The organism is Peribacillus sp. NPDC097197 (assembly GCF_050278025.1).
Classification (GTDB): Bacteria; Bacillota; Bacilli; order Bacillales; family DSM-1321; genus Peribacillus.
Genome location: NZ_JBNNST010000010.1, coordinates 27,548 through 40,955 on the forward strand (window position 1 = coordinate 27,548; position 13,408 = coordinate 40,955).

A 13,408-nucleotide genomic window follows, 5' to 3' on the forward strand; every position below is an offset into this window, starting at 1 on the left:
AAGAATTTTTGGAATATGGAGCAATCGTTTCAATTGTCATATACATGGCAGGTATGCTGTTAATCGGGTACCTTGCTTATCGAAGGACCGCTAACCTGACGGATTACATGCTCGGAGGAAGAAACTTGGGTCCGGCTGTAACCGCTTTAAGTGCCGGTGCTTCCGACATGAGCGGATGGTTGCTGATGGGCCTTCCTGGAGCCATGTACTTGAATGGCTTAAGTGCCGGGTGGATCGTCATCGGTCTGTCAGTAGGCGCTTATCTAAACTGGTTATTCGTGGCGCCAAGGCTTCGTACATATACGGAGATCGCGAATAATTCTATTACTATACCAGACTATTTGGGGAATCGGTTTAAAGATACCTCCCGAATTTTAAAAGTGGTATCCGCTTTAGTCATTTTAATCTTTTTTACTTTCTACACCTCTTCCGGTATGGTAGCAGGCGGGGAGCTTTTCCGGACGGCCTTTAACCTGGATTACCGATATGGAATCTGGCTGACGGCAAGTGTCGTCATTCTTTACACGTTATTCGGTGGCTTCCTTGCCGTGAGTTGGACGGATTTTGTTCAAGGAACCATCATGTTCATTGCCTTAATTCTAGTACCTGTCGTCACCATTGTAAATATAGGAGGCTGGACTCCAACATTTACGGAAATAAAATCAATTGATCCGACCCTTTTGCATGCGTTTGAAGGAATGTCGACGATTGGGATCATTTCGTTGCTGGCATGGGGACTTGGTTATTTTGGCCAACCGCATATCATCGTCCGATTCATGGCGATATCTTCCGTGAAAGAATTGAAAAGTGCCCGTCGCATCGGTATGGGCTGGATGGTGTTCGCCATTGTAGGTGCCATGTTCACAGGATTGGTCGGGATTTCTTACTTTAGCAAGGCGAATGCGCCTTTGGGGGAAGCGAATGCAGAATCAGTATTCATCCTCCTTTCTAAAGAGTTGTTCCCGTCTCTAATTACGGGATTCTTGCTGGCGGCGATTCTATCCGCAGTCATGAGCACGATCGCTTCTCAATTATTGGTGTCGGCAAGTGCGTTGACGGATGACTTCTATAAACAGTTCGTTCGTCCAAATGCTTCCGATAAGGAATTAGTGCTGGTTGGACGGTTGGGCGTATTGGCGATATCCGTGATTGCCCTTGTTTTGGCGTTCAACCCGAGCGGGACCATTTTAAAATTGGTTGGGTATGCTTGGGCAGGTTTCGGCTCGGCATTCGGACCGGTCATATTACTGAGCCTTTTCTGGAGAAGAATGACAAAATGGGGAGCCCTGGCTGGAATGATCATCGGTACGGTAACCGTGATCGTATGGGAATCCATCGACAAGTTCGCGGAAGTCTACGAAATCATACCTGGCTTTATCGCAGGTACGCTTGCCGTCGTGATTTTCAGTCTGTTATCGGCGAAACCTTCTAAAGAAATAGACGAAGATTTTGATCAGGCTGTTAAAAACCTAACTAAATAGAATGCGCTGTTCAATTGAATGGATGGCACTCTCTTTTCAATCATTAGCAAAAACATGGTACAATAGCTGTAAAGTCCTTATGTGTAGTGCATGAGGACTTTTTTTTGAGTGAGTTGGGAATAATAAGCCAAAAAATAAATATAAAGGATACGGGATGAACCATTCACATAAAATTGCAGGTAAAGTAGCTATTATATATATGATCATTGGGGCCTTATGGATTTTTGTTACCGATTACATCTCGATGTCCCGCGCAAAAGAGAATGTTCACACCTATGCGATGTTCCAGCATTCGAAGGGGTGGATCTATATATTCATAACCGGGATCATTCTCTATGTCATCATCCGGTATTGGACAGGGAAAATGTTGCGGTCCCAACAGGAATTCAACTTGAAGGATGAGCAGTATCAATCCTTGTTTAAGCACAATCCAGATAGTGTTCTACAATTGGATCTTGAAGGCAGGATCATGTCGGTTAATCCAAAAGCCGAAAAGTTCCTCGGGGTCCGAGGTGAGGCATTAAAAGCAAAACAAGCGGGATACTTCATCGATTTGATCGAAAATGAAAAAGCATCTGATTATTTTATCAAGTCTTTGGAGGGAGAAGCTGTACACTTCGAAACGAATATCCAGAGGATGGATGACGAAAAGCGAATCATGCGTGTCACCTTTTTGCCCATCATTGTCCACAAGGAGTTACTTGGAATCTATGCCATCGTCCGGGACATTACCAAGGTCCGGCGTGAAGAGGAATTGATGATCATGTCTGAAAAGCTCTCCGTCATCGGGCATCTCTCGGCAGCAGTGGCACATGAAATAAGAAATCCGTTAACATCATTAAAAGGGTTCGTGCAATTAATGGATATGACCAAGGAAGTCGACCCGTTGCATACTGACATCATGTTAAAGGAAATTGAACGCATCAATATCATTTCGAGCGAGTTGCTCGTCCTTGGCAAGAAACAGGATGTCACCTTCCGTAAGCTGGACCTTGGGGACTGCCTGCATCAAGTGTATACACTCATGAAAGCTGAATCGAACCTGAACAATATTGAGATGGCCATTGAAGTGAAAGGGGCAGACCCCGTTTTAGTCATGGCCGATTCGATCGAGCTTAAACAGCTATTCATCAATCTCATCAAGAATGGCATCGAGGCTGTTGATGAGAATGGAAAAATTGACATATCCCTGCAAATCATCGATGATCATGCTATAGTCATGGTCAGTGATAATGGGATCGGGATGGAGCCGGAGCGGTTGGAGCGAATTGGTGAACCGTTTTATTCGATAAAAGAAAAGGGAACGGGAATCGGGCTTACCATCTGTCAGAAAATTGTCCATCGATTGAATGGTGAGATGCGATTTGAAAGTGAGAAACATAAAGGGACGACGGTGACAATTCGGATTCCGTTGGCTACTACCCTATAACAAATGGTACTATAAAGGATATGAAAAGTTTTTTTATTAAAGGAGAACGATATGAGCGAATTACCTGTATTACTGAACGATAGAAAGCCATTTATCCAGGAAGTCTGGAAAAAGTCAGGCTTTGCACAACTTACGCCGGTACAAACGAAAACGATTCCTGTCATTGCACAAGGAAAAGACGTCATGGCCGAATCTCCAACGGGGACGGGAAAGACACTTGCTTATTTACTGCCATTGCTTGAAAAAATAGATCCTGAAAAAAAATCCCCCCAAGCTTTAATCTTGGCTTCATCACGGGAATTGGTGATGCAGATCAATGAAGAGATTCGGATTTGGTCGGAAGGTAGCGGTATTTCTGGAGCAGCCTTCATTGGTGGTGCCAATGTGAAGCGTCAGTTGGACAAACTGAAGAAGCATCCACAAGTGATTGCGGGAACACCAGGCCGTGTCTATGAATTGATTGCCCAAAAGAAGTTGAAGATGCATGAAGTGAAAACGATCGTACTCGATGAAGGAGATCAATTGATCATTCCCGAGCATATGCAAACAATCAACAATATTATCAAAACGACGCTTAAGGACCGCCAAATCATGGTGTTCTCGGCGACCCTTCCCGAAGAAACGGAAAAAGTGGCCCGAGGATTCATGAATGAACCGGAATTGATCAAGGTTGATAAAAGTGAAAAAATGGATTCGAAGGTCGATCATCTTTATTTTGTAGTCGAAAGACGCGAAAAGTCCAAAATCTTGGAGAAAATCACAAGATTGAAAGATGTGAAGGCATTGGCCTTTTTGAACGATATTGCCGAGCTTAGCGTGTTACATGAGAAGCTTAAGTTTAAAGGCATCGAAATGGGCGTACTTCACGGGGAGTCGAATAAAGTCGATCGTGAAAAAGCGTTGCGTAAGCTTCGTTCTGGAAAGTCACCGATGTTGATTGCAACCGATGTGGCGGCCCGTGGACTTGATATTAAAGGACTGACAGCCGTCGTTCATATTGATATGGCTGAAAACATTGACCAATATATTCATCGGTCTGGTAGAACGGGACGTGCCGGAGCGGATGGCACGGTCATCTCGATCGTGACGGAAAGAGAAGAGCGTGAGTTGAAGAAAATGGCTCGCGAACTTGAAATCCCCTTAACGAAAGTCACTTTCTATGGTGGGAATATCGTAGAAGAAGAATAGGCATGAAGAATGGAGATGGCCATGAAGGCTGTCTCTTTTTTTATGTTCTGTAGCGTAATCCGGCTATCCTCATTTGACGTTCCTATTTGATAGATTGCAAGCTTTTTAAAGGAAAACTGGCCGCTTCACAAGCTTTGTGGATGATTAACAAGGGCAACAGGACTGATCCTGTACGAATGCCCAGGCGACTTACATTGAAAACGCTTCCAAAATATGTTTTTTTAACATATGATAGATATAGCTATTTGGATAGGGGGAGTTAGAATGGGAGAGAAATATAAGCATATTGAAACAGCTGTGATTCATGAAGGATATGATTCGAAGGAGCATTTAGGAAGCTTGACCACACCTTTGTTTCAAACCTCGACATTTACGTTCGATACGGCCGAACAAGGGGAAAACCGGTTTGCTGGTTTAGAAGATGGATATATTTACTCGAGGCTGGGAAATCCGACGGTTCGGGTGCTGGAAGAGAAGATTGCGGCCTTGGAAGGCGGGGAAGCGGGACTTGCGTTTAGTTCAGGGATGGCTGCCGTGTCTGCGGTCCTTTTTGCTTTGACCAAAGCCGATGACCATATCGTTTGTTCAAAAGGGTTGTATGGATGTACTTTCGGCCTTCTTCAACTGATGGAGGAAAAATACCGGATTACCCACGATTTTTGCGATATGGAAACGGAGGACCAGCTAAGGAGCATGATCCGTCCGAATACGACCTGCATCTATGTTGAGACGCCGATTAATCCGACGATGAAAATGATCGATTTAGCATTGGTCATGAAAGTCGCCAAGGAGAATAATGTGCCTGTTGTGGTCGATAATACGTTTTCCACTCCATATTTACAGAAGCCACTGGAATTTGGATGTGATGTCGTCCTTCATAGTGCTACGAAGTATCTTTGTGGACATGGGGACGTTGTGGCGGGTCTGATTGTCGGAAAGAAGGAGTTTATCAATCAGGTGGCCATGACAACACAGAAGGATATCGGAGGGATTATTTCGCCATTTGATGCATGGTTGCTGTTGCGGGGATTGAAGACGTTGCCAGTCAGGATGGATCGTCACGCTTCTAATGCAACGGAGATCTTTCGCATGCTGAAACAGCATCAACGGGTTAAGGCCGTCTATTATCCAGGCGACGCAGAATCAGGGGATTATCGGATCATGGAAAAACAGATGAAATCCGGTGGAGGCATGATTTCCTTTGAACTGGAGGGGACAAAACAGGATGCCCAACGATTCCTCAATAACTTGAAGCTTATAAAAATCGCGGTCAGCCTAGGAGACGCTGAATCCTTGATCCAGCATCCCGCTACGATGACACACTCGTCCATCCCAAAAGAATCAAGAACGCAGATGGGCATCACCGACCAACTCATACGGCTCTCCGTCGGCCTAGAATCCTGGCATGACATCTGGTCTGACCTTGAACAGGCGTTTTAGGGGTCTGACCCCTTTTATTTCCTGAATTATTTCCTGAGGTTCCTGATCAGGACGGTTATGGATAGGATGAGGATGAGGGTGGCCAGGATATAGGATGTGGTGGTGATTGTCGGATGGGGCGTGCTGTTCCTTACGCCGATTCCGATGATGGCCCAGACGAAGACGAGTGGGTAGCACCAGTCCTTGTTTTTGATGGCAAAGATGAATGCCAGAGCCGTGGCTACGAGTAAGAGGGCGATGGTCCATGCTACATCGGAAATCCCGAAACCATTCCAGCCGATATAGGTCAGATAGTAGGAAATGTTAGCAATGGTCGCGACGCTCACCCATCCTAGATAGACGGAAAAGGGCATCAAGTCGAGAAAGGCATGCCTCACTTTTATAATGTTTGTGTAAATGACAATCAAGGTCAATAAAAGTGTAATGATGATGATGACGGATAACAGGAAGTATTCGTAATGCCAAGCTAATAGCCAGGCTCCGTTAAATATACAGCTTAAGGCGAACCATGGGAAAGAGACCATATATGCGGGACTTGTTTTGTTTTTCCCCATAAACTGTCTGGCTACCCAGATGGCAAGAAGAAAATAAATCAATCCCCATATCGAGAATACATAGCCGGCTGGGGTAAAAAGAACGTCCAGTTTCCCGGAAACTTCTCCTGAGGTTTGGCCGTTGAAGGGAAGGTAATTAGCCAGGAAATTCATCGTGATGACGAATAGATAGGCAACAAGGTTGATAAGAACAATTAGCATGTGTCTTCCTCCTTTGAATGAAATTGGGACATATTATCTTATTCCTTTTAAATTGGAGAGATAACCTTTTTTAGCACATCGGAAGGAAGGATTCTTACTTGGTGGATAAAAGAAGGTATTCAAGATCTGTAAAGGGATAAAGGTACAACACGTCTAAAAAATAAGGACCTTGCTACTGTTATTGCAGCAAGGTCCTTTAAAGGTGTTTAATTAATTAGTGAAATTAGGATTTAGCGTTAACAACCGTTTCATCCTTTTTTTCGGGGGTTACATATTCTTCTTTTAATATGGAATAATAGGCGCTGTCTAATAATGTACCCTTCGTCATGTGGCTTTTACGGTGAATCCCTTCACACTTCATGCCTAAGCGATCCAATACTTTCCCGGATGCGGCATTTATCACATCACATTCAGCAAATACTCGCTCCAAATCCAAAACATTGAAGGCTAATTCCAGTATTGATTTTCCCGCTTCGGTCATATAGCCTTTACCCCAGAAATTCCGGTTTAAAGTATAACCCAGTTCTCCACATTTGTTCGATTCATGCACTCTGAATTCGATAGCCCCAATCATTTTGTTGTCTTCCTTTAACACGAGTGCATATTTGCCGATAGGCTCTTCCAAAAAATAGTTCGCTATGAAGTTCTTAGTCTGGTCCAAATCTTTATGTTTGTCGTAAAGGTAACGTGTCGTTTCTTCATCAGATGTATATTCATACATATCCTCAGCATCATCAAGCGAAACCGGACGTAAGATGATACGCTCACTTTCGATATGATTGTGCTGAACCATTAAAAGGTTTGTCTTTCCCATTTGAATTCCCCATTTATTCTTGATTTTCCAATTATTATAGCATAATTCAGTACATTTAATAAGAAAATAATGGAATAAAATTCTAGCATCTCTCTTGGATCGTGTATACGAGATTCGTATGATGGCAGGGATCTATTGATATGTAAGCACCACGGCTATAGTCGCTTACATAGGATGGATTCCTCCCTTTTCTTATAGGATTTGCTTGCAACTATCGATTCATTTTAGGATAGATGTTTTACATCCGTACTTTAGAGTGTTAAAATAATGGAAGATTCAAAAAAATAGTTAGTCCTTCGGGGTCGGGTGAAAATCCCAACCGGCGGTGATGAAGCAATTCTAAGCCCGCGAGCCTGATAAAGGCAGGATTTGGTGAGAATCCAAAGCCGACAGTACAGTCTGGATGGGAGAAGGACGTGTGAAATCCAAGTGTATACGTACGCCTATTTTTTCAGAATATGAAATGATGGGTTTATTAGGTATACCATTTTTTTCACTCATTTCTCCTGCTAACTCCTTAGGCCATCCTAAGGGGTTTTTTATATGTGTATAAAAGGGGGAGAAACTATGTTTACCGGAATCATTGAGGAGATCGGCACGGTTCATTCCATGAAAAAGGGAAGAAGCAGCATGGAACTGGCCATTTCCTCTAAGAAAGTACTGGAAGATGTCCATCTTGGAGACAGCATTTCCGTTAACGGGGTCTGTTTGACGGTGACTTCCTTCACACAGACTTTATTTACGGTCGATGTGATGCCTGAAACGGTGAAAGCTTCATCGATCCGGATATTGAAACCAGGTTCAGAAGTGAATCTTGAACGTGCGATGAGTGCTAATGGACGTTTCGGCGGCCATTTCGTTTCAGGTCATATTGATGGAACGGGCACCATCATGAAAAAAGAACGAAAAGAAAATGCCGTCTATTATGTGATCCAACTGGAAGAAGGGCTCAGTACATACTGTATGCCAAAAGGATCTGTTGCCATCGATGGGACAAGCTTGACGATATTCGGCATCGAGGGAAATTTGCTGACTGTATCACTCATTCCCTTGACCCATCAGGATACCATTTTGGGCAGGAAGGCGGCAGGCCATATCGTAAACATTGAAAACGACATGTTAGGGAAATATATCATACATCAAATGAAAAACAGCGAATCAAAACCAGGACTGGATTTAGCATTCTTGTCTAAGCATGGATTCTAATAAATGGAGGTGTACAGGATGTTCCATACCATTGAAGAAGCGATTGAAGATTTGAAAGCTGGGAAAGTAATCATCATTTCCGATGATGAAGACCGCGAAAATGAAGGGGATTTCGTGGTGCTTGCAGAAAAGGCGACACCCGAAGCCATTAACTTTATGGCGACGCATGGCCGTGGGTTGATTTGTACGACGATTACCGAACAGTTGGCGAAAAAGCTGAACTTGCATCCGATGGTCAATGATAACACCGATCATCATGGGACGGCCTTCACCGTAAGTATCGATCATAAAAGCACGTCTACCGGAATCAGTGCGTTCGAGCGGTCCATTACCATCCTTGAGCTTTTGAAGGAAGATTCGGTTGCCGAGGACTTTCAACGCCCGGGGCACACTTTTCCGTTGATAGCCAAGGCAGGGGGCGTGTTAAGCCGCACGGGACATACGGAAGCCTCCGTCGACTTGGCCAAGTTATGTGGGGCTGCTCCAGCAGGTGTCATTTGTGAAATCATGAATGAAGATGGAAGCATGGCACGTGTATCCGACTTGGAACTAATTGCGGATAAATTCAACCTGAAATTCATTACGATTGCGGACTTGGTACAATACCGTAAGCAAAAGGAATCATCGCAAGAACAGGTATACATTCAAAATGCATGATGTTTTTAAAAAATGAGGAGGAAATAGACATGGGGAAAATTATCGAAGCACAATTAATCGGATCGGGACTGAAAGTGGGAATCGTGGTTGGAAGGTTCAATGAGTTCATTACAAGCAAGCTATTGGGCGGAGCATTGGATGGTCTGAAACGCCACGGTGTTGACGAGGATGACGTGGACATCGCTTGGGTGCCAGGAGCATTTGAATTGCCGCTCATTGCCAAGAAACTTGTGAACACGGGGAAATACGACGCAGTGATTGGATTAGGGACGGTCATCAGAGGTTCTACTTCGCATTATGATTATGTCTGCAATGAAGCAGCGAAAGGAATGGCCTCCGTTGCTTTGGATACCGGCGTTCCAGTCATCTTCGGATTATTGACGACGGAAAATATCGAGCAGGCCATCGAACGGGCCGGCACGAAATCGGGAAATAAAGGATATGAAGCAGCGGTCAGTGCCATAGAAATGGCGAACCTTGGAAAACTGATTGAACAATAAATTAGATAGAAAGCCGCGGAAGGGCAACCATCCGCGGCTTTCTTCTTGAACAAACAAATTACTTCTCGCTGACTGTCAGCTTTTCCAGGCTTCTTAAAAGGTCTTCAAAACTGGAGAAGTTACTTTCCATTTGGGTAATGAGGGTATTCTGATCCACCACGCTCGCGGCGACTTCCTCCAGGGAAGCGGCATTTTCCTGTACGATGCTGGCAATATTGGTCACTTCATTCGTTGCCGTACTCGAGTTTTGCGTCAAAGCTTGAAGCATGGTTTGAAGTTTGATCGATTGTTCCATGACTTGGAGCGTGTTTCCTTCCATCTCTTTGAAAACGTGTTCGACATCTTCGGAGTTTTTCTTTATCATGCCTGCAACATCCAAGCTCTGATTCATGCCATCTGTCACCTCATTAGACTTGATGGAGATATGATGTAAGATTTGCTGGATTTGATTGGTCGCCTGTCGGCTGTTTACAGCAAGCTTCCTGATCTCATCCGCAACCACGGCAAAGCTCTTCCCATGTTCCCCCGCTCGTGCCGCCTCGATGGAGGCATTCAAGGAAATTAAGTTCGTTTGGTCCGAAATGTCTTCGATTGTTGCCAGAATCGTTTGGATCTGCTTATTTTGTTGATTCAATTCTTCCATTAAGAAGGCGGTCTGTTTAGCCTTTTCCCCCACGGATATAATATCTTGGGCAAGGATGATCATCGCCTGACGTCCATCTTTGGTGCTGGATTCATTTTCTACCGTATGGACTTTCATTTTATCGGATGCAAGGGTGGCCTGTTGAACCTCTCCATCGAATGAATCGATGGAATCTTTCACCTCATTGGCGCTTAATGCCTGGGATTCAATATTCCTTGTGACTTCTATAAAGGCATTCGTGATTTCCTTGGAGATATTTCCAGTGACTTGGACATTGGCTTGCAGCTCATTGTAAAAGTCGGTCAATCCATGAACGGATTTGGTGATTTCGTCAAGCATATCCTTTGTCTTGATTTCCGTTTGTCGGCTCTTTGCAAGCTCGACCAAGGCGACATTAATCGAAGCACTACCGATTAAACTGAAAAAGACGGATAAAATGGCAGTTAAAATAAATAAAAGAATGATACCAAGTACAGTGACGCCCTTTTCAGATAAAACCATGGAAAAAGGTTCTGACCATAAAATCAGGTAAATCAGGAACCCTGAATATAGGACGATCGACAAGATGACATGATAATAATCGTAATAAATGGACGCAAAAAGAAGCCCTAGATATAACAGGACCAATGACAAAGGGCTACTGGACTGGATGATGATCGAAGCGAATAAAAGGTTGATCGTGATGCCGATAAGATAGGGCACCCCGAGTGTCCATTTTTTTTGCTTGATCAAAATGGAGGCCACAACGGCGGGGATGATGCTAAAAAGGGCAATGATTCCAATGTTTAGAGTCGGTATGCCGACTGTGAATGAAAATAGGAGGCCGGCAGCAATCGTGAATAGTGTATAGATGATGATGGCCGAGTGTCTTGAGTTATTTATTATTTCTCTTGATGCACGATCTGATCTGAACTGATACATTGTCATACCTCGATTTCTATTTAGTAACTCATCTATATTACGATGTAAATATTACAAAATAAAGAAAAAAATTGAAGGTGTCCGTTTTTTTTTTACGTTCAAAGCGGTTTTGGGTGGAACCGTGTTAAAATAGTCGGATGTGATTATGCTACAATTGTAAAGATTGCAATTGAAAATCATTTCTTAGGGAAAAGTAAATATATTAGTTTTTAGGAGGGGTTTATGTGTACTATCTTTTTACACATAATGATTTAGACGGGGTCGGCTGCGGAATCGTCGCGAAGCTTGCATTCGGGGAAGACGTGGTAGTTAGCTACAATTCAATCGGCCGCCTTAATCAGAATGTCGAAGCATTTCTTGAGCAGGCGAATATCGAGGATACATTGATTGTTACCGATCTTTCGGTAAATGAAGATAATGAAAAAATGATTACGCAATTCGTTGAAGATGGAGGACATGCACTTTTAATCGACCATCATAAGTCGGCGCTGCATTTGAATGAACATGACTGGGCATCTGTTACGGTTGAACAGGAAGACGGCAAACAAACGGCAGCCACTTCTTTATTCTATCAATATGCGGTGGATCAAAAGTGGCTGGAGCCTTCACGGATTTTCTCTGAATTCGTTGAATTGGTTCGACAATATGATACATGGGAATGGCAGGCCAATAATAATGTAACGGCCAAGCGGTTGAATGACTTATTCTTCATGATTCCGATTGAAGAATTCGAAACGAAGATTGCACATAAGCTCTCATCAGCTGAAAGCTTCGCGTTTGATGAAGTGGAACAGACTCTTTTGGGAGTGGAAGAGAGTCGTGTGGATCGGTACATAAATAGGAAAAAAAGAGAAGTGTATCAGGCTACGGTCGGTCCTCATACAGTTGGGGTGGTCCATGCCGAGTCTTACCATTCGGAATTGGGTAATGAGCTATCAAAAGAATTTTCCCATCTGGATTATATTGCGATCCTTATGGTCGGAAGCAAAAGAATCAGTTTCCGCACCATCCATGATGAGGTAGATGTAGCTGAGGTTGCAGGGAAATATGATGGGGGCGGCCATCAAAAAGCCGCAGGTTGTACGATGTCGGAAAAAGCATACAGCCAATTCGTCGAGAAGACCTTCTTCTCTGAACCGATTAAGCGCGACGCTCATAAGAACCAATTGAATGTGAAGAATTCACCAGAAGGTTGCCTATATTCAACGAGAGATAAACAGGATATCTTCATTTATGAAAATGATGAAGAAGAAGAGTGGATCATTGAAGTGAATGGAAAACTGATAAAGAAATCGTTTGATACGTTCGAGGAAGCGGAAAAATACACGAAACGTAAATATGTAGCCTGGCTTGCGAACGATGAAAGATACGAAGAGTTTGTGAATAGAGGGTAAGGCAATGCAGCTGTCCAAATTTGGGCGGCTGTTATTTGCAGTTGTTATATGGAGGGAAAAAAACGAGGGTAGTACCTTAGTTCTTTTCTCCTAAAAACGCTTGACAAAGATTCGATTATACTGAATAATCTTATTGTTAAGTAGTTGATAACGATTATCAATTTCAGCGTGAAAGGGGAGGTAATGATTACATGCGAATGAACGTTAGTAACGTTGAAGTTGGATACGACAAAAAAGTGATCGTTAACGGCTTGACGATTGAAATTCCCGATGGCCAAATTACTACAATTATAGGATCTAATGGGTGTGGAAAATCAACGTTATTAAAAGCTTTAACAAGAATCATTCCCTATCAAAATGGACAGGTCTTTCTTGATGGAGCAGAAATACAAAAAAAGAATACGAAAGAATTGGCGAGGGAACTGTCGATCTTGCCACAAACACAGGATAGTGCAGTAGGACTTTTAGTCGAGGAACTGGTTTCATATGGTCGTTTTCCATATCAATCAGGGTTCGGTGGCCTAAAAAAAGAAGACAAAGAAATCATTGATTGGGCCATGAAGTCTACTAATACATATGAATTTAGACACAACTCTGTAGATGAACTTTCCGGAGGTCAAAAACAGCGGGTGTGGATTGCCTTGGCACTTGCGCAAAACACGGACATCATTTTTTTGGATGAGCCTACAACCTATCTGGACATGGCCCATCAACTTGAAGTATTGGAACTTTTGCAGAACTTGAATGAAAAGGAAAATCGGACCATTGTGATGGTTCTACATGATTTGAATCATGCAGCCCGGTTTTCACATTTCATGATCGCTCTTGAGAGTGGGAATTTAATAAAAGCGGGCACACCAGAAGAAGTGATGAGTCCAGATGTACTGAAGAAAGTGTTTAAAATTGACGCGGAAATCAGTAAAGACCCCCGTACAGGTAAACCAGTTTGCATCACATACGATCTAATAAAAGGAGAATGA

The 13,408-nt window shown here is 43.3% G+C and carries 11 protein-coding genes, 1 pseudogene and 1 riboswitch; of the genes and pseudogenes, 9 read left to right on the forward strand and 3 right to left on the reverse strand.

All coding sequences use genetic code 11. From position 1 onward, the window contains the following. The first annotated feature begins 8 nt into the window (after positions 1 to 8). The 4 genes from putP (at position 9) to megL (ending at position 5,538) form a co-directional block, all read left to right on the forward strand. Entirely contained in the window at positions 9 to 1,481 is a 1,473-nt protein-coding gene (gene putP / locus ACQKL6_RS14095; protein WP_402871901.1) for a sodium/proline symporter PutP, read from the forward strand. 154 nt (positions 1,482 to 1,635) lie between these two features. After that, positions 1,636 to 2,910: an ATP-binding protein gene (locus tag ACQKL6_RS14100; protein WP_402989162.1), complete on the forward strand. Its 1,275-nt coding sequence runs from the start codon at positions 1,636 to 1,638 to the stop codon at positions 2,908 to 2,910. 51 nt (positions 2,911 to 2,961) lie between these two features. Beyond that, the gene (locus ACQKL6_RS14105; RefSeq protein WP_402871896.1) at positions 2,962 to 4,098 is read left to right on the forward strand and encodes a DEAD/DEAH box helicase; all 1,137 of its coding nucleotides are present in this window, start codon (positions 2,962 to 2,964) and stop codon (positions 4,096 to 4,098) included. A 264-nt stretch (positions 4,099 to 4,362) separates the two neighbouring features. After that, positions 4,363 to 5,538 carry a methionine gamma-lyase gene (megL, locus tag ACQKL6_RS14110; protein WP_402871894.1) on the forward strand — a complete coding sequence of 392 codons (1,176 nt, stop codon included), beginning with the start codon at positions 4,363 to 4,365 and terminating at the stop codon, positions 5,536 to 5,538. 26 nt (positions 5,539 to 5,564) lie between these two features. Here the strand turns inward: megL and ACQKL6_RS14115 are convergent, their stop codons facing one another. Both ACQKL6_RS14115 and ACQKL6_RS14120 read right to left on the reverse strand, forming a co-directional pair. After that, positions 5,565 to 6,293, reverse strand: a complete 729-nt coding sequence (locus tag ACQKL6_RS14115; RefSeq protein ID WP_427651308.1) for a tryptophan-rich sensory protein — start codon at positions 6,291 to 6,293, stop codon at positions 5,565 to 5,567. A gap of 223 nt (positions 6,294 to 6,516) precedes the next feature. Next, positions 6,517 to 7,107: a GNAT family N-acetyltransferase gene (locus ACQKL6_RS14120; RefSeq protein ID WP_402871885.1), complete on the reverse strand. Its 591-nt coding sequence runs from the start codon at positions 7,105 to 7,107 to the stop codon at positions 6,517 to 6,519. A 288-nt stretch (positions 7,108 to 7,395) separates the two neighbouring features. Beyond that, positions 7,396 to 7,526, forward strand: a riboswitch (FMN riboswitch). 148 nt (positions 7,527 to 7,674) lie between these two features. Here ACQKL6_RS14120 and ribE point away from each other — a divergent pair. The 3 genes and pseudogenes from ribE to ribH all read left to right on the forward strand — a co-directional run bounded on the left by ribE (position 7,675) and on the right by ribH (position 9,470). Further along, positions 7,675 to 8,313, forward strand: a complete 639-nt coding sequence (ribE, locus tag ACQKL6_RS14125) for a riboflavin synthase (protein WP_402958462.1) — start codon at positions 7,675 to 7,677, stop codon at positions 8,311 to 8,313. A gap of 18 nt (positions 8,314 to 8,331) precedes the next feature. Next, a pseudogene (ribB, locus tag ACQKL6_RS14130) lies at positions 8,332 to 8,934 on the forward strand (3,4-dihydroxy-2-butanone-4-phosphate synthase); the annotation flags it as partial. A 65-nt stretch (positions 8,935 to 8,999) separates the two neighbouring features. Continuing rightward, entirely contained in the window at positions 9,000 to 9,470 is a 471-nt protein-coding gene (ribH, locus tag ACQKL6_RS14135; protein ID WP_402871881.1) for a 6,7-dimethyl-8-ribityllumazine synthase, read from the forward strand. A gap of 58 nt (positions 9,471 to 9,528) precedes the next feature. On the opposite strand, the gene ACQKL6_RS14140 is transcribed toward ribH, so the two are convergent. Continuing rightward, a complete protein-coding gene (locus tag ACQKL6_RS14140; protein ID WP_427651310.1) occupies positions 9,529 to 11,034 on the reverse strand; it encodes a methyl-accepting chemotaxis protein in 1,506 nt (501 codons plus the stop codon). Between the two features lie 224 nt (positions 11,035 to 11,258). Here ACQKL6_RS14140 and ACQKL6_RS14145 point away from each other — a divergent pair, with 224 nt between their 5' ends. Together ACQKL6_RS14145 and ACQKL6_RS14150 are read left to right on the forward strand one after the other, a co-directional pair. Continuing rightward, positions 11,259 to 12,428 carry a DHH family phosphoesterase gene (locus tag ACQKL6_RS14145; protein WP_427651311.1) on the forward strand — a complete coding sequence of 390 codons (1,170 nt, stop codon included), beginning with the start codon at positions 11,259 to 11,261 and terminating at the stop codon, positions 12,426 to 12,428. A 191-nt stretch (positions 12,429 to 12,619) separates the two neighbouring features. Continuing rightward, on the forward strand, positions 12,620 to 13,408 hold the full coding sequence (locus tag ACQKL6_RS14150; protein ID WP_402871873.1) for an ABC transporter ATP-binding protein: 789 nt from the start codon (positions 12,620 to 12,622) through the stop codon (positions 13,406 to 13,408).